Source organism: Stenotrophomonas sp. Marseille-Q4652, assembly GCF_916618915.1.
In the GTDB taxonomy this organism is placed as follows: Bacteria; Pseudomonadota; Gammaproteobacteria; order Xanthomonadales; family Xanthomonadaceae; genus Stenotrophomonas.
Genome location: NZ_CAKAKE010000001.1, coordinates 3136510 through 3153297, shown reverse-complemented (window position 1 = coordinate 3153297; position 16788 = coordinate 3136510). Strand labels below are relative to the sequence as shown.

At 68.7% G+C, this 16788-nt stretch carries 13 protein-coding genes and 1 riboswitch; of the genes, 8 read left to right on the top strand and 5 right to left on the bottom strand.

What is annotated here, in order from left to right:
- Positions 1 to 90 precede the first annotated feature (90 nt).
- Positions 91 to 1377 (top strand): putative DNA modification/repair radical SAM protein, encoded by a 1287-nt coding sequence (locus LG380_RS14930; protein ID WP_225766166.1) that lies wholly within the window; start codon positions 91 to 93, stop codon positions 1375 to 1377.
- Positions 1377 to 2807 carry a UdgX family uracil-DNA binding protein gene (locus LG380_RS14925; protein WP_225766164.1) on the top strand — a complete coding sequence of 477 codons (1431 nt, stop codon included), beginning with the start codon at positions 1377 to 1379 and terminating at the stop codon, positions 2805 to 2807. Before LG380_RS14930 ends, LG380_RS14925 begins: the two co-directional genes overlap by 1 nt.
- Positions 2808 to 2817: 10 nt before the next feature.
- Here LG380_RS14925 and maiA read toward each other — a convergent pair whose 3' ends face one another.
- Both maiA and LG380_RS14915 read right to left on the bottom strand, forming a co-directional pair.
- Positions 2818 to 3471: a maleylacetoacetate isomerase gene (gene maiA / locus LG380_RS14920; RefSeq protein WP_225766162.1), complete on the bottom strand. Its 654-nt coding sequence runs from the start codon at positions 3469 to 3471 to the stop codon at positions 2818 to 2820.
- Between the two features lie 94 nt (positions 3472 to 3565).
- Positions 3566 to 4555 (bottom strand): fumarylacetoacetate hydrolase family protein, encoded by a 990-nt coding sequence (locus LG380_RS14915; RefSeq protein WP_225766160.1) that lies wholly within the window; start codon positions 4553 to 4555, stop codon positions 3566 to 3568.
- A gap of 356 nt (positions 4556 to 4911) precedes the next feature.
- On the opposite strand from LG380_RS14915, the gene LG380_RS14910 reads away from it, so the two are divergent.
- A complete protein-coding gene (locus LG380_RS14910) occupies positions 4912 to 6315 on the top strand; it encodes a DEAD/DEAH box helicase (RefSeq protein ID WP_225766158.1) in 1404 nt (467 codons plus the stop codon).
- Between the two features lie 80 nt (positions 6316 to 6395).
- Here the strand turns inward: LG380_RS14910 and LG380_RS14905 are convergent, their stop codons facing one another.
- Both LG380_RS14905 and LG380_RS14900 read right to left on the bottom strand, forming a co-directional pair.
- On the bottom strand, positions 6396 to 8924 hold the full coding sequence (locus LG380_RS14905) for a M14 family zinc carboxypeptidase (RefSeq protein WP_225766664.1): 2529 nt from the start codon (positions 8922 to 8924) through the stop codon (positions 6396 to 6398).
- A gap of 139 nt (positions 8925 to 9063) precedes the next feature.
- Complete coding sequence (locus LG380_RS14900; RefSeq protein WP_318780095.1) at positions 9064 to 11706, bottom strand: TonB-dependent receptor; 2643 nt, start codon at positions 11704 to 11706, stop codon at positions 9064 to 9066.
- Positions 11707 to 11892: 186 nt separating this feature from the next.
- On the opposite strand from LG380_RS14900, the gene queD reads away from it, so the two are divergent.
- Together queD and LG380_RS14890 are read left to right on the top strand one after the other, a co-directional pair.
- A complete protein-coding gene (queD, locus tag LG380_RS14895) occupies positions 11893 to 12246 on the top strand; it encodes a 6-carboxytetrahydropterin synthase QueD (protein ID WP_225766154.1) in 354 nt (117 codons plus the stop codon).
- A gap of 146 nt (positions 12247 to 12392) precedes the next feature.
- Positions 12393 to 12746 carry a phasin family protein gene (locus LG380_RS14890; RefSeq protein WP_225766152.1) on the top strand — a complete coding sequence of 118 codons (354 nt, stop codon included), beginning with the start codon at positions 12393 to 12395 and terminating at the stop codon, positions 12744 to 12746.
- A 93-nt stretch (positions 12747 to 12839) separates the two neighbouring features.
- Here LG380_RS14890 and bioD read toward each other — a convergent pair whose 3' ends face one another.
- A complete protein-coding gene (gene bioD / locus LG380_RS14885) occupies positions 12840 to 13529 on the bottom strand; it encodes a dethiobiotin synthase (RefSeq protein WP_225766149.1) in 690 nt (229 codons plus the stop codon).
- 115 nt (positions 13530 to 13644) lie between these two features.
- Between bioD and LG380_RS14880 the strand changes: the two genes are divergently transcribed.
- From LG380_RS14880 to btuB, 3 genes are all read left to right on the top strand, one after another.
- Positions 13645 to 14127 (top strand): GAF domain-containing protein, encoded by a 483-nt coding sequence (locus LG380_RS14880; RefSeq protein ID WP_225766147.1) that lies wholly within the window; start codon positions 13645 to 13647, stop codon positions 14125 to 14127.
- Positions 14124 to 14489 (top strand): TfoX/Sxy family protein, encoded by a 366-nt coding sequence (locus LG380_RS14875; RefSeq protein WP_225766146.1) that lies wholly within the window; start codon positions 14124 to 14126, stop codon positions 14487 to 14489. Before LG380_RS14880 ends, LG380_RS14875 begins: the two co-directional genes overlap by 4 nt.
- A 46-nt stretch (positions 14490 to 14535) precedes the next feature.
- Positions 14536 to 14765, top strand: a riboswitch (cobalamin riboswitch).
- 129 nt (positions 14766 to 14894) lie between these two features.
- Entirely contained in the window at positions 14895 to 16754 is a 1860-nt protein-coding gene (gene btuB / locus LG380_RS14870) for a TonB-dependent vitamin B12 receptor (protein WP_225766145.1), read from the top strand.
- The last annotated feature ends 34 nt before the right edge of the window (positions 16755 to 16788 follow it).

Genomic DNA, 16788 nt, shown 5'->3' with positions numbered 1-16788 from the left:
TCAGGGCGAGGCTGGTGCCTCGATCTGAACCCTTCAGCCTGGATTTCCTGCGTCTCACTGGATGAGACGGACGCTGCGTAGGGTCCGCAGATGGACACCGTGCGCAAGCTGGCCATCCTTGCCGATGCCGCGAAATACGATGCTTCCTGCGCCTCCAGCGGCGCGGGCAAGCGCGACTCGCGTGCTTCCGGCGGGATCGGCAGCACCGAGGGCATGGGCATCTGCCACAGCTACACGCCCGATGGCCGCTGCGTGTCGCTGCTGAAGATCCTGCTGACCAACTTCTGCATCTACGACTGCGCGTACTGCATCAACCGCGTGTCCAGCAACGTCGCGCGGGCGCGCTTCACCGTGGATGAGGTAGTCGCGCTGACGCTGGACTTCTACCGGCGCAACTACATCGAGGGCCTGTTCCTCTCCAGCGGCATCATCCGCAACGCCGACTACACGATGGAACAGATGGTCGAAGTGGCGCGCGTGCTGCGCGAGGAGCACCGCTTTGCCGGCTACATCCACCTCAAGACCATCCCCGAGGCCTCGGCCGAGCTGCTGGCCGCCGCCGGCCGCCATGCCGACCGGCTGTCGATCAACGTCGAACTGCCCACCGAAACCGGGCTGGCGCAGCTGGCGCCGGAAAAGACCGTGCATTCGATCCGCGGCGCGATGGGCGAGCTGCGCTGGCGCATCGACGAGGCCAGGGAAGCCCGCAAGGCGCGGCAGAAGGTCAGCGCGCCGGTGGCGGCCCCGGTCGCCCGGCCCCGTCCGCCGCGTTTCGCCCCGGCCGGACAGAGCACGCAGATGATCGTCGGTGCCGATGGCGCCAGCGACCGGCAGATCCTGGCCACGGCCGACACGCTGTACGGCAACTACCGGATGCGCCGGGTGTACTTCTCCGCGTTCAGCCCGATTCCGGATGCGAGCCGGCAACTGCCGCTGCAGCCGCCACCGCTGCAGCGCGAGCACCGCCTCTACCAGGCCGACTGGCTGCTGCGTTTCTACGGCTACCAGGTCGAGGAGATCACCGATGATGGCGGTGACGGCATGCTCGACCTGGACATCGACCCGAAGATGGCGTGGGCGATCCGCCACCCCGAGCGTTTCCCGGTGGACCTGAACCGCGCGCCGAAGGAAATGCTGCTGCGCGTGCCCGGGCTGGGCGTGCGCAACGTCAAGCGCGTACTGATGGCCCGCCGCCACGGCCGCCTGCGCGTGGCCGACGTGGCGCGGCTGAAGGCGCCGATGGCCAAGCTGCTGCCGTTCGTGCAACTGGCCGACCACCACCCGCGAGCGGCGCTTGACGACCCGGCACGGCTGCGTGCACAGCTGGCACCGCCGCCGCGCCAGGGTTCGCTGTTCGACGCTCCCGCCACGCACTGATGGCACGCTGGTCGTTGCGCGTGGACCCGCCGTGGTCGCTGCCGGCCTGGCGTGAGGCCGCCCGGCAGGGCCTGCTGGCCGAAGCCCCGCCGGAGGAACTGGACTGGCTGGGCGGCGGCGAAGCCTCGCTGCTGGATGCCCCGGCCCTGCCTGCCGCGGATCCTGCACGTCCCACGCCCGGCGTGCCGCGCGGGTTCCTCGAACTGGCCGGCTCGTGCCTGTGCCACCGCGATCCGCAGGTGATGCCCCTGCTCTACCGGCTGCTGTGGCGATTGACCCACGGCGAGCGCGGCCTGCTGTCCAATCCGGCCGATGGCGACGTGCTGCGCGCGATGGCGCTGGCCCAGGCGGTGCGCCGCGACAGCCACAAGATGAAGGCCTTCGTGCGCTTCCGCCAGGTGCCGGGACAGGACAACGCCTTCATCGCCTGGTTCGAGCCGGAGCACCACATCGTCGACCGCGTCGCGCCGTTCTTCGCACGCCGCTTCACCGGCATGCACTGGGCCATCCTCACCCCTTACCGTTCGGTGAGCTGGGATGGCCAGGCGCTAATCTTCGGACCGGGCGGCACGCGCCAGCAGGCGCCGGCCGAGGATGCACGTGAAGCGCTGTGGCGCACCTACTACGCCAGCATCTTCAATCCGGCGCGGCTCAACACGCGGATGATGCAGCAGGAAATGCCGGCCAAATACTGGAAGCACCTGCCCGAGGCCACCCTGTTGCCGGAACTGGTGCGCGATGCCGGCGCTCGCGTACAGGAAATGCATGATCGCCCCGCCCAGGCGCCGCAGCGGCGCATCCCCAAGCGGCCAGCCGCCACGCCGCCGTCACCACCGACCAGCCTGGACACCCTGCGCCAGCAGGCGGCGACCTGCCGGCAGTGTCCGCTGTGGGAACCGGCCACGCAGACGGTGTTCGGCACCGGCCCGGCCGATGCGCAGGTGATGCTGGTCGGCGAACAGCCCGGCGATGTCGAGGACCTGTGCGGCCGTCCGTTCAGCGGCCCGGCCGGCGCACTGCTCGACCGGGCGCTGCAGGAACTGGGCGTCGACCGCGAGCAGCTGTACCTGACCAACGCGGTCAAGCATTTCCGCTACGAGCGCAGTGGCAAGGTGCGCCTGCACAAGCGCCCGGGCAGCAGCCACGTCAAGGCGTGCCGGCCGTGGCTGATGGGCGAGATCGCGCGCGTGCGGCCTCGCATCATCGTGTGCCTGGGGGCGACCGCGGCTGCGGCGGTGTTTGGTGCCGGCTTTGACCTGGCCCGCGACCGTGGCCGCTGGCACACGCTCGATGATGGCACCCGTGGCTACGCCACCGTGCATCCGGCCTGGGTGCTGCGCCAGGGCGATGGGCCGCGGCGCGAGGCAGCGTACCGGTTGTTCGTGGACGACCTGCGCCAGTTGCGCCCGGGCGGAACCGGCGGCGAGTGAGCGATCCCGCTCAGGCCGCGTCGGGCTGGTTTTCCGGACGCGCGGTGTCGAAGGCCGGCAGCGCCAGGCAGGCCTGCTCGATCCGCCGCAGGGTCGGATACGGCGACAGGTCCACGGCGAAGCGACGGGCGTTGTACAGCTGCGGCACCAGGCAGCAGTCGGCCAGCGTGGGTGTTTCGCCGTGGCAGAACGTGCCAGTTGCGGGCGAGACCAGCAACTGCTCCAGCGCGGCGAAACCGGTCTGCATCCAGTGCACCACCCAGTCCTCGCGCTCGGACTGCGGCACGTGCCAGGTGCCGTCGAAGAACTGCAGCACGCGCAGGTTGTTGAGCGGATGGATGTCGCAGGCCACCAGCTGCGCCAGCGCGCGCACGCGGGCGCGACCGGCGGCGTCGGCCGGCAGCAGCGCCGGCTGCGGCCAGACCTCGTCCACGTATTCCAGGATGGCCAGCGACTGCCGCAGCACGATCTCGCCGTGGCACAGCGTCGGCACCAGTTCCTGCGGATTGAGCGCGGCGTAGTCGGCGGCATGCTGCTGGCCACCATCGCGCACCAGGTGGACCGGCTGCATCCGGTACGGCAGCGACTTCAGGTTCAGGCCGATGCGCACGCGGTAGGCGGCGCTGGAGCGCCAGTAGCTGTAAAGCAGCAGTGCTTCATCCATGGCTGAAACTCGTCCCCAAGTGCGGGTCACTACGATACCGGCCGAACCGGCAGGCGCGGGGCCGCCGGTCGCCGGGGTACTGCCGCCGGGCGGATCAGGGCGTGGGCGCCTGCTCGATGCGCTGCTCGATCGCACCGAAGATGCTGTTGCCGTCGCGGTCGAGCATCTCGATCCGCACGGTGTCGCCGAAGCTCATGAAGGGCGTGCTGGGCTTGCCGTCGCGCAGGGTTTCCACGGTGCGCTGCTCGGCAAAGCAGGAGGCGCCCTTGCCGGTGTCCTCGTTGGCAATGGTGCCCGAGCCGACGATCGCGCCGGCCGACAGCGGGCGCGTCTTCGCGGCGTGGGCCACCAGCTGGGCGAAGTTGAACTGCATGTCCACGCCGGCTTCCGGCGCGCCGAACCACTTGCCGTTGATGTGGGTCAGCAGCGGCAGGTGCACCTTGCTGTCGCGCCAGGCATCGCCCAGCTCGTCAGGGGTGACGAACACCGGGCTCAGCGCCGAGCGCGGCTTGGACTGCAGGAAGCCGAAACCCTTGGCCAGCTCGCCCGGGATCAGGTTGCGCAGCGAGACGTCGTTGACCAGGCCGACCAGCTGGATGTGGCCAGCGGCCTGCTCCGGGGTGACGGCCATAGGCACGTCGTCGGTGACCACCACGATCTCGGCTTCCAGGTCGATGCCATAGTCCTCGCTGGTCACCTTGACCGCATCGCGCGGGCCGTAGAAGCCGGCGCTGGTGGCCTGGTACATCAGCGGGTCGGTGTAGAAGCTTTCCGGCACCTCGGCGCCGCGGGCGCGGCGCACGCGCTCCACGTGCGGCAGGTAGGCGCTGCCGTCGACGAACTCGTAGGCACGCGGCAGCGGCGCGGCCAGCGCCTGCATGTCCACGTCGAACGCGCCCTCGGCTTCACCGTCGTTGAGCGACTGGTACAGCGCGTTCAGGCGCGGGGCCACGTTGCTCCAGTCCTCCAGCGCGCGCTGCAGGGTCGGCGCGATGCCGGTGGCGCGTACGCCGCGGGAGAGGTCACGGGAAACGACGATCAGCGTGCCGTCGCGGCCGCCTTCCTTCAGGGAGCCAAGCTTCATGGGGTGTCCTGCGCCAGTGCGGAAAAACCGGTTTCAAGTGTAATCAATGCCCCCGAGCCCGGGCCAGCTGCAGCGCACCAAGCTGAACAGGGGTTTTTGTGCATTGCGAAACAATCATCTAGACTTTGCGGGTCTGCCAAGCGGCCGTCCGTTTCCCTCAGGGATCGCCGGCGCCACGGATTCACGATCCAGCGCCCGCCCCCGTTCCGACGCCTTTCGTCTTGCATTCCAGCCTGCGCACCGCGCCGGTTGTACCCGATCTCGCAGCGCGGTTCACGGGAACGCTCCGAGTCAGCCGGCCTTTCAGCCGGTTGCGCACGTCCACACTGGACCTGCGCGATTCCTTGGAGCTCCTCATGTCGTTTGAATCCCTGGGCCTTGCGCCCTTCCTGCTGCGTGCGCTCGCCGAGCAGGGCTACGAAAACCCCACCCCGATCCAGGAGCAGGCGATCCCGCTGGCCCTGGATGGTCGCGACCTGCTGGCCGGCGCACAGACCGGTACCGGCAAGACCGCCGCCTTCGGCCTGCCGCTGCTGCAGCACCTGGGCACCTCGCCGCAGCCGGTTGGCCCGGGTCCGCGCAAGCCGCGCGCCTTGGTGCTGGCCCCGACCCGCGAACTGGCCACCCAGGTGCATGACAGCCTGCGCGGCTACAGCAAGTACCTGCGCATCCCCAGCGCCTGCATTTACGGCGGCGTCGGCATGGGCAACCAGCTGGACGTCCTGCGCCGCGGCGTGGACCTGCTGGTCGCCTGCCCGGGCCGCCTGATCGACCACCTGGAGCGTCGCTCGATCGACCTGTCCGGCGTGGAGATCCTGGTGCTGGATGAGGCCGACCGCATGCTCGACATGGGCTTCCTGCCCTCGATCAAGCGCATCCTCGCCAAGCTGCCGCGGCAGAACCGCCAGACCCTGCTGTTCTCGGCCACCTTCGCCGAGCCGATCAAGGCCCTGGCGATGGAGTTCATGCGCAACCCGGAGCAGATCCAGGTCACGCCGAAGAACACCGTGGCCGAGACCATCACCCACAAGGTGCATCCGGTCGACGGCGCCCGCAAGCGCGAACTGCTGCTGCACCTGCTGGCCGAGGATTCCCGCGTGCAGACGCTGGTGTTCGCCAAGACCAAGCACGGCAGCGACAAGCTGGCCACGTTCCTGGAAAAGAGCGGCATCAAGACCGCGGCCATCCACGGCAACAAGAGCCAGGGCCAGCGCCTGCGTGCGCTGGGTGACTTCAAGGCCGGTCGCGTGACCGTGCTGGTGGCCACCGACATCGCCGCGCGCGGCATCGACATCAACGAGCTGCCGAAGGTCATCAACTACGACCTGCCGATGGTGCCGGAGGACTACGTGCACCGCATCGGCCGTACCGGCCGCAATGGCGCCACCGGCGAGGCGATCTCGCTGGTCGCCCAGGACGAGGCCAAGCTGCTGCGCCAGATCGTGCGCCTGCTCGGTACCGACATGGAGATCCGCGACGTGCCGGGCTTCGTTCCGCAGACGCCGATCCGCTGGGGCAACAGCGCCCCGGGCAAGGCCGAGGTACCGGGTGGCGAGCGCGCTCCGCGTCGCGGCAACGGCGGTCGTCCAGGCGGCAACGGCGGCAACCGCAACGGCCAGCCGGGCCAGCGCCGCAGTGCGCATGCCGGCCAGCCGGGCAGCCCGCGCGGTGACGGCAACGGTGCCCGCCGCGAAGGCCAGCGCCAGGGCGCCCCGCGCCGCGGCGGTGGTGGCGGTCGCGGTCCGCGCACCGCGGGCTGACCAGCGCCACGCAGGATGAAAAGGCCGGGCAATGCCCGGCCTTTTTTGTTTCGTTTCACCGGTGACATTGCACCGGAAACTCATTCACCGCGCTGGCGAGGCGGGTTGAGGTGGTTGGCCTGCAGTACCGCATTGAGCAGCAGGCGCTCGCTGCCATGCCAGTACTTGCGGTGCGCCGGATCGTCGGCGAACAGCACCACGTTGCCGCTGCCGGTGGGCACCACCTGCAGGTAGCTGGAACCGGCCACGCGCTGGCGCTTGTCCTCGGCAAGGTAGCCGTTGACCACCGGCTCGGCGTCGATACGCACGACGTTGAGGAACGGGTTCTTTCCCGGCTCGAATACCAGCCCGCTCTCCTTGTTCACCCAGAACCGGCGTTGCTGCACGCCAAAGCCCAGCGGATGGGTGGTGTCGATGTCGGCGCTGAGGATGTTGCCGCTGACCCGGCCCAGCGCGAACACGTCGCGCAGCGTGCCGAAATCCATGCGCTCGGGCTGGTCCTCGCTGCCCTGGCGCAGCTTCGCCTCGACCAGGCCCTTGTCGATCGCCCAGCGCGCGCCGCTGCCGTAGGTGACCAGCGAGCCGCCGGCTGCAATCCAGCGCTTGAGCGCGGCCACCGCCGCTTCCGGCACCGCGTCGTAACGGCCGCCGGAGAGAACGATGGAGGTGTAGCGCGTGAGGTCGGCGCTGGCCAGCTGGCTCAGGTCCAGCCTGGTCGACGGCAGGCCCAGTGCGTGGTCCAGCGCATACCAGGCCGAACCGATCTCGGTCGCCGCCACGCCCTCGCCCACCAGCAAGGCGACCGCCGGCTTGCGCAGCGGCTTGACGTTGTCGCTGCCCAGGTCGATGCCACCGCGGCTGTGGCCGCTGTCCAGCACGTGCACGGTGACCCCGGCCTGGCGGGCAATCGCATCCACCCGCGCGTGCAGCGCGGCGGCATCAAGCTCCTGCCCAGCCACCGGCACTATCACCGTTCCATGGCCAAACTCGCGCTCGCCCTGAGTGGTGGCCGCAGTGAACGGACGGTGCGCGCTGCGCAGCCTGATGCCCTCGCCCAGCAGCCCGCCGACCAGCCGGTAACTGCCGAAATCGCGCGCATCCACCACGTAGGCGTAACGCGCCTTGCCGCCAGCGATACCGCCGCTGCCTGCAGGCACCTCGGCCACGCGCGCGCCCGACGGCAGCTTGCCCTTGCTGGCGGCATAGCGCAGGCCATAGGCCGGTGCCACCGCGTAGGAGGTGCCGCTGTAGAACACATCGCCCTTTACCGGCGGGGTGAACTCGAAGATGGCATGGGCCAGGCGGAACTGCGCCTGCCGCGCCGGCACCACGTAGGCCGAGCCCGGTTCGAAGCGCTTGCCATCGACCTCGACCGCGCGCTCCAGCGTATGCACCTCGATCCGGTGCTGCAGCAGTACCGCCAGCAGGCGCCGGGTCAGCGTGCTGTCGTTGGCGTCGCCGAACACCCAGTCGCGTACCGGATAGGCCTCGCCCTGCTTGAGCGCCGAGCGGAAGAAGTCCTTCTGCAGCGCGACCAGCCGCGCCTTGTCCTCGACCGCGCCACGCACGCTGGCCAGGCCGGTGGCGACCTGGTTGCGGATGGTGAAGTTGAAATGCAGCGGGCCGTTGACCGACTCCTGCACCAGCCCGCGCGAGGACGCCTGCTCCACGGTCACGCCGACCGCGCCGTGGAAGTCGGGATAGGTCGAGCCATAGATCGGCGAGAAGTTGTCGAAGTTCTCGCCGGTGTAGTACAGCGAACCGATGTCATCGAGCGCCTGCGCGTGGAAGCGCGCCAGCCAGTGGTTGGCCTCGTAACTGGAGCTGGGCAGCAGCGGCGATTCCATGCTCCTGGGCGAGGGCTCGAAGTAGTAGGTGCTGTCCTTGCCCATCTCGTGGAAGTCGATCTGGATGTTCGGATACCAGCGATGGAAATGTTCGACCTTGGGCCAGCTGTCGGCCTGGGCCAGGGCCAGCCAGTCGCGGTTGAGGTCGGTGAAGTAGTGGTTCACCCGTCCCTGCGGGAACGGCTCCACGTGTTCCTTGTCGGCCGGATCCGGCGAAGCCGGGCTGCCTCCCCAGGCGTTGTGCCAGTTGGCGGCGCGGTCGCGGCCATCGGGGTTCTGCGCCGGGTCGATCACCACCACCGCCTCGTCCAGCCAGCGCGCGGTACCGGCGTCGCGGTTGGCGGCCAGGTAATAGGCGGTGAGCATTGCCGCCTCGGCGCTGGAGGTCTCGTTGCCGTGCACGCTGTAGCCCAGCCAGACCACCGCTGGCGCATCGCTGCCCAGCGCCGGCTGCGCCGGATCCACCACGCTCTGCCGTTGCGCGGCAATCTGCGCCTTGCGCGCATGGTTGCCCGGCGAGGTGACGGTGACGATCAGCAGCGGCCGCCCCTCGTAGCTCTGGCCGATACGCTCGACCTGCACGTGGTCGGAGACCCGCGCCAGCTCGGTGAAGTAGGCCACCAGCTGGTCGTGGCGGGTATAGCGGCTGCCGATCGGATAGCCCAGGAACTGCTCCGGGCTCGGGATCGCCGCATCGAACTGCTGCGCGGAAGGAAAGTAATAGCTGTTCTGTGCATTTGCCGGGGACGCGGCGAAGGCCACGGCCAGCGCAAGCGCGGCCGCGCAGTGGCGGAAGGAACGGTGCAACACGTGTAATACCCCTTTGTTACGCGGCCGTAGGCCGTTGCGCTGGGCGCTGGAAGCGGGATGCCGCCGCCGGATCCCGGCGGCATCGGGATCGTCAGAACCGGTAGTCGAAGCCGACGGTGAAGTAGCGGCCGCGCAGGTCGTACTGGCTGAAGTCGTACGGCGCGCGGATGCCCGGATAGGTGGCATCGAACGGCGGCTCCCTGTCGGCCAGGTTCTGCACCTTGGCGTACAGGTTCCAGCCCTCGAAGCCGGCATAACCGAGGTACAGGTCGAACTGGCTGTAGCTGGCCACTTCCTTCTGCACCGCCCTGGCTGCGGCGCTGCCTTGTTGGTCGTAACCGCCGGTGTAGTACCAGGTCAGTGCCGTGCGCCAGTCGCCCACGCTCCAGTCCAGCGTGGTGGTGGCCTTGGTGTCGGGCAGCGTGGCGCCGCGGTTGGAGCCGGCGTAGTCCACCAGCGGTCCGCCGATCACCTGCGGGCGCTTGTAGTCGATCACGTAGGTCAGCGCGCTGCCCAGGGTGAAAGTGCCGGCGTTCTCCGTGGCCCAGCGCTGGCGCAGCTCCACGTCCACGCCCGAGGTCTGCAGCTCGCTCAGGTTCTGGTAGCGGTTGTACACGGCCTGGAGCTTGCCGTTGGCATCGCGCACCACGTCCGCCGGATCGTTGCGCTCGATGATGGTGGTGGTGTTGCCCGAGCCGATCACGTTGTCGACCTTGATCCTGTACCAGTCCACGCTCAGCGAGGTGTTGGCACCCGGCGAGAACACCACGCCGGCGTTGAAACTGCGGGTCTTCTCCGGCTCCAGATCGGTGTTGCCGATGGTGAAGAAGGTCGGGCTGACGCGGCCGCCGGGCTGGTCGGGATCGTAGGGGTCGATCACACCGGAGGTTGTGTAGGAAATCATCGTCGAGTTCGAGTTCTCCGACAGCGAGGGCGCACGGAAGCCGCGCGAGGCCGATGCGCGCAGCAGCACCCAGTCGGTGGGCTGCCAGCGCACGCCCAGCTTGGGCGAGACCGCATTGCCGAAATCGTCGTAGTGGTCGCCGCGCACCGCCGCGTCCACTTCCAGCCCGCGCGCCAGCGGGGCCACGACCTCGGCGTAGACGGCATGCACGTCGCGCTCGCCGTGCACCTCGGCGATGGCCGGGCGGATCTGCAGGCCGGCGTCGATCTGCCAGGGGTTCCAGGAGTCGAGCTTCTCGTGGCGGAACTCGTAGCCGGCGGCGAAGCCGACGCTGCCGTGCTCCAGTTCGGCCAGGGTGCGGGTGGCCTTGGCGTCGACGCCGTACAGTTTGGAATCGGCCGGACGCAGCGTGGACAACGCGATCGAGTCGATTACCGACTGCGGGGTCGCGGCCGGATCGACGAGGTTGTAGCTGCCGGTTGCCAGCGCGTCGGCCAGCGCCCAGCGGTTGGCGAAGCCGCCGGACACGGTTTCGCGCTCGCGGCTGCTGGCGCCGAACGCGGCCACTTCCCAGTCCCACACCTCGCCCTTGCCGCGCAGGCCACCCACGCCGCGCAGCGCGGTGGAGCGGTTGGTCTTGAAGGTCGGGCCGAGGTTGAAGAACGTGTACTCCAGCGACACATCGCGGCCGTACGGGTTGTACGGATTGGATGCCGGCAGGATGGCCGGGATCGGTTCGGCCAGGCCGGTGTCGGCGTTGAGCGCGAAGCGACCGGACTCCAGCGTGAAGTACGGGCTGGAGCCGAACCACGAGGTTCCCTTGATGTCGCTGTAGAGCACCTCGCCGAACGCATCGACGCTGTCATTGAGGCGGAAGGTGCCGTTGACGTAGGCCTGCCAGCGCTTGGTCGAGGGAATCAGGGTGCTGTAGTCGTTGAGGTTGTAGGCGCAGGTATCGCCGGCACGGCCGTCGATCGGCGCGCTGGCGGTGAGCACGGTACCGTCCGGGCAGTTGCCGTCGGCATCGAGGAACGGCACCGACACGCCGCCGACCAGGAAGCGCGCGCCCTTGGCCGACCAGCCGCTGCGGGTGCCGCCGGGCAGGTGGCTGTAGTCGCCCGAGGCGGTAAGGCCGCGCTGGCTGTGATCCAGGCGGTCGCGGTTGTAGCCCTCCAGCGAGACCAGGATGTTGTAGCCGTCCTCGTCCAGGTCGCCGATGCCGCCGACGAACTTGACGGTCTGCGTGTCCATGTCGCCCTCGCCCGAGCGCCCGATGCTGCCACCGATCTCGGCCCCTTCGAAGCTTTGCCGGGTGATGATGTTGACCACGCCGGCCACCGCGTCCGAGCCATACACCGCGCTGGCGCCGTCCTTGAGCACCTCGATGCGCTCGACCGCCACCAGCGGCAGCGCGTTGAGGTTGACGAAGGTGTCCGACAGGCCGCCGTTGGGGAAGCCGTAATTGGCCAGGCGGCGGCCGTTGAGCAGGATCAGCGTGTTCTTGGTGCTCAGCCCGCGCAGGCCGATGCCGGCGGCGCCAGAGGACCAGCCGTTGTTGGTGGTCTCGTTGGTCGAGTTGCCGGTGTTGGCCGAGATCGAGCGCAGCAGGTCGGCGACGGTGAGCTTGCCCGATTCGGCGATCTGCTCCTGGCTGATCACCTGCACCGGGTTGGCGCCCTCGGTTTCGGTGCGTTTGATGTTGGAGCCGGTGACCTGCACGGCCGCCAGGGTCTTGCTGCCGTCGGCAGGAGCAGCGGTTTCGGCGAAAGCGGGGGATGAAGTGGCCAGGGCCGCGCTCAATGCGGCCGAGAGGGTGGTCTTGTTGAACATCGGGGACTGCACCTGCACGAACGAGGGGGAGGTCCGCATTGGGTCATGCCGGAACAAGCCACGGCTAATGACATCTCTTCATACGGATATAAGAGAACATACATCTCTTCATCCGGATGGACAAATATTTCATTCGCAACCACTGTCGGATGCGGGCGCGCACCCGCACGCGCTTAAACTTGGCGCATGGAAATCTTCAAAGACTTCACCCTGGAAGCGGCCCACCGCCTGCCCAATGTCCCGCCGGGCCACAAGTGCGCGCGGCTGCACGGCCATTCGTTCCGCGTGCGCATCGAGGTGGCCGGCGAACCCGGCCCGGACACCGGCTGGATCATGGACTTCGGCGACCTCAAGGCCGCCTTCCAGCCGCTGTACGACCAGCTCGACCACCACTACCTCAATGACATCCCGGGGCTGGAGAACCCGACCAGCGAGGTGCTGGCGATGTGGATCTGGGACCGGCTGAAGCCGGCGCTGCCGCAACTGAGCGAGGTGACCGTGCACGAAACCTGCACCTCGGGCTGCCGCTACCGCGGCTGAGCCGCCAAACGCTGTGAAAACGCGACGCGGTTCATGGTTTCAGAACATCGAATGAACTGCTCCGGGCGGATCGCGAAATATCTGTTGCATCGCACCAGAAAGGGCGTATGTTGCATTGCAACAGCGTTGTTTCCGGAGATCACCCGATGTCCGCCCAGTTCAACGAAGCCTTCAGCAGCTACACCCAGCAGTTCGCCGCTGCCGCCACCCGGGCCAACCGCCTGGCGCTGGAAACGGCCGAAAGTGCCTTTGGCGTGCAGTTGAAGACCTTCGAGAAGAACGCCACTGCCACTGCCGGATTCCTCGGCGAGGTAGTCGAAGCGGGCAATGACGGTTACAGCGAGCTGCTGCCCAAGGGCCTGCAGCTTGCCCGTGACAACCTCGAGCGCCTGGCCACGGCCAGCCAAGAGGTGCTGGGACTGGGCCTGAAGACCAGCGAGGCGCTGGGCGAATTGGTCCGCTCCCCGGCCGCGACCGGGAAAACACGCAAGGCGCGTTGACGTACCTACAACCGAATTTGCATGGGTCCCCTCCCCCCATGCAATCCAAAGGCCCGACAGATCCCTCCCTCTGCCGGGCCTTTTTTTATCCGCTCATTCGCGACCGCTGCCGGCAATGGCCAGATGCGCGGCGATGCTGGCCGGGTCGGCGCCCGGGGCGTATGGCAGCCGGCCCCAGCACGGCATCGGCAGCCGCGCCTGCAGCAGGGCGAAGTTCTCGTCGCGGCGCGCCATCTGCGGATCGACCTCGTTGGCGATCCAGCCGATGCAGCACGCGCCGGAGGCGGCAATCGCCTGCGCAGTCAGTCGCGCGTGGTTGAGGCAGCCCAGGCGCATACCGACCACCATCACCACCGGCAACTGCAGCGCGTGCACCAGGTCGGCCTGGTCCAGCGTGGCGGAGAGTGGCGCCAACCAGCCGCCAACACCTTCCACCACCACGGTGTCCGCTTCGTCGCGCAGATGCCCGAAGGCAGCCAGCAGTGGCGGCATCGAGAGCTCAACGCCGGCTTCGGCCGCGGCGATCTCCGGGGCCAGCGGCGCGGGCAGCGCGAACGGATTGAGGTCGTCGTAGGCCGGCGTCGGCTCGCTGGCCGCCTGCAGCGCCAGCGCGTCCTCGTTGCGCCAACCGGCCGGGGTGCGCTCGCAGCCACTGGCCACCGGCTTCATTCCCACCGCACGCGCGCCACGCTGGCGAAAGGCATGCAGCAGGGCACAACTGGCGAAGGTCTTGCCAATGCCAGTATCGGTACCGGTGATGTAGAGCGCGGGCAGCAGGGACATGGAGGCATGACACGGGCCGGAAGGCCGCGCAGGATCCCCTGACCCTGCCGGGACCGCAACCCATCGTCCCGCTGCCGCCCTCCCACCCAGCCGCAGCGCCGTCTAAACTCGACCGATGTTCACTGCATCCACGCTCTCCGGCAGCAAGCCGGAACAATACGCACAGCTGCTGGAGCAGGCCCGCGGCCTGCTGTACGGCGAGCACGACCGCATCGCCAACGCCGCCAACCTGTCGGCGCTGGTCTACCACTCGCTGCCCGACCTGAACTGGGTGGGCTTCTACTTCTACGACGGTAACGAGCTGGTGGTTGGTCCGTTCCAGGGCCTGCCGGCCTGCGTGCGCATCCCCCTGCACAAGGGCGTGTGCGGCGCGGCGGCAAGCACGCGGCAGACCCAGCGGGTCGAGGACGTGCACGCCTTCCCCGGCCATATCGCCTGCGACGCGGCCTCGCGTTCGGAACTGGTGGTGCCACTGGTGCGCAATGGCGAGCTGGTCGGCGTGTTCGACCTGGACAGCCCGCTGCCGGGGCGCTTCGATGCCGAGGACCAACAGGGCCTGGAAGCCATCGCCCAGGCCTGGATCGAGGCGCTGCAATGAGTACCTCGGGGCTGCGCAACATCGGCCCCAAGAGTGCGGCCTGGCTGCGCCAGGTCGGCCTGCATACCCAGCAGGACCTGATCGACACCGGCGCGGTGGTGGCCTTCGTCAAGGTCCGCCGCGCCGGCTTCAAGCCCAGCCTCAACCTGCTGTATTCGCTGGAGGCGGCCCTGCTTGGTTGCCACTGGCAGGAGCTGCCGGTGGCCAGGCGCCAGCAGCTGGTGGCCGAGTACGAGGCGATCATCGCCGTGCAGCCGCTCAAGCGTCCCGGCCCGGCCTCGGGCCCGGTGTACTCGACCGAGGTCGTTGCACCCGGCGAGGGTGACGAACCGGCGCAGGACGACACCGACCTGCTCGACTGACAGTTGCCTCCCCATTTTCCTTTGCCGCCCCACCGGCCGATGGCCTAGACTGCGCGCACTTCCAGGTGACCTGCCGCCACGGCGACGGGTTGAAACGGGAAGCCGGTGAATCCGGCAGCGGCATGACCGCTGCGGCCATTCCGGCACTGCCCCCGCAACGGTAAGCAGGACGATTCCACGCATCGGCCACTGTGCTTCGGCATGGGAAGGCGCGCGGAAGCGGTGCATCGCACCGACCTGCAAGTCCGGAGACCGGCCCGGAAGACGACTGGTTGCGATGCGGCGGGCATGGCAGCGGCAAACGCGCCGTGCCTGCACGATGCGCCTGTCGCGCTTCTTCCCTCCTGCACTGCAACCGCCCCTTGCCCAAGGCCGCGCGGGCGTGCGCGATGCCAGGAGAACCCGATGAAGCCGTTCCACCCCCTTTCCCTTGCGATGACGCTGGCCCTGCCCGGCATGGCGCTGGCCCAGCAGCCGGCCACCGAGCTGGATGAAGTCGTGGTCGCCGCCACCCGCACCGCCGTGCCCGTGCAGGACAGCGTGGTGCCGGTGCAAGTGATCGACCGCGCCGCGATCGAGCGCAGCCAGGCCACCTCGCTGATCCAGCTGCTGCAGGGTCGCGCCGGTATCGGCCTGACCAACCAGGGCGGCGCCGGCAAGCTGAGCTCGCTGTTCCTGCGCGGTACCAATTCCGCCCACACCCTGGTGCTGGTCGATGGCGTGCGCATGGGCTCGGCCAACAACGGCATGCCGACCCCGCAGGACCTGCCGCTGGAGCAGATCGAGCGGATCGAGATCGTGCGCGGCCCGCGTTCCAGCCTGTACGGCTCGGAGGCCATCGGTGGCGTGATCCAGGTGTTCACCCGCGCCGCGGCCAAGGGCCTGCAGCAGAACCTGAGCCTGGCCGCCGGCAGCAACCAGCTGCGCCAGGCCAGCGCCGGTTTCAGCCAGCGCGGTGAGCGTGGCTGGATCTCGGCACAGGGTGCCTGGCAGGCCACCGACGGCATCGACGCCTGCCGCGGCACCGCCGCCGGCTGGGGCGCCGGCTGCTATGCCGACGAGCCCGACCGCGATGGCTACCGCAATACCTCGCTCAACCTGCGCGGCGGCTACGCGCTGGCCGAGACAGTGCAGCTGGAAGCCCACCTGCTCGACGTGAGCAGCTTCAACGAATACGACGGCAGCATCTTCGGCGGCAACGAGGCCGAGAACCGGCAGCAGGTGCTGGGCGGCAAGCTGCGCTGGAATCCGCTGGATGCGCTGACCGTGACCGCGCAGGCCGGCCGTACCCGCGACGAGGCCGACAACTATTTCGCCGACGCCGGCAGCCGCGTGTTCGCCAGCCGCTTCGAGACCCGCCGCGACATCGCCTCGCTGCAGGCCGACCACCAGCTCGCCGACACGCAATTGCTGACCGCTGGCGTGGACTGGTACGAAGACCGCATTGCCAGCGACCTGGTGTTCGATCGCGCGCGCCGCGACAACCTCGGCGTCTTCGTCGAATACCAGGCCCGGTTCGGCGCGCACACCCTGCAGGCCAGCGTGCGCAATGACGACAACCAGCAGTTCGGCAACCATGCCACCGGCAGCCTCGGCTGGGGCTGGGCGCTGGGCCACGGCCTGCGCCTGACCGCCAGCGTCGGCACCGGCTTCAAGGCGCCGACCTTCAACGACCTGTACTACCCGGGCTTCAGCAATCCGGCGCTCAAGCCGGAGGAATCGCGCAGCGCCAACCTCGGTATTGCCCAGCATGGCGAGGACTGGCGCTGGGGCATCGATGCCTACGAAACCCGCATCGAGCAGCTGATCGGCTATGACGACAGCTTCAACCTGGTCAACGTCAACGAGGCGCGCATCCGCGGCGTGGAAGCCACCGGCTTCGTCACCCTGGCCGGCTGGGAGATCGAGGCGCAGGCCAGCTTCACCGATCCGCGCGACCGCACCGCCGGGTCCTTCACTCACGACAACTGGCTGATCCGCCGCGCCCGCAGCAGCGCACGGCTGGACGTGGACCGCCGCTTCGGCGCGCTGCGTGCCGGCGTCACCGTCATCGGCAACGGCCACCGATTCGACGATGCCGCCAACAGCGTGCGCCTGGCCGGTTACGGCACCGTGGACCTGCGTCTGGAGTACGCGCTCAACCCGGCGTGGACGCTGCAGGCCCGCGCCAGCAACGTGTTCGACCGCCAGTACGAAACCATCGCCTGGTACAACCAGCCCGGGCGCGAGTACCAGCTGGGCCTGCGTTACCGCCCGGCCCACTGAGCCATTGGCCGGCGCCTTCCTGGGCGCCGGCTTC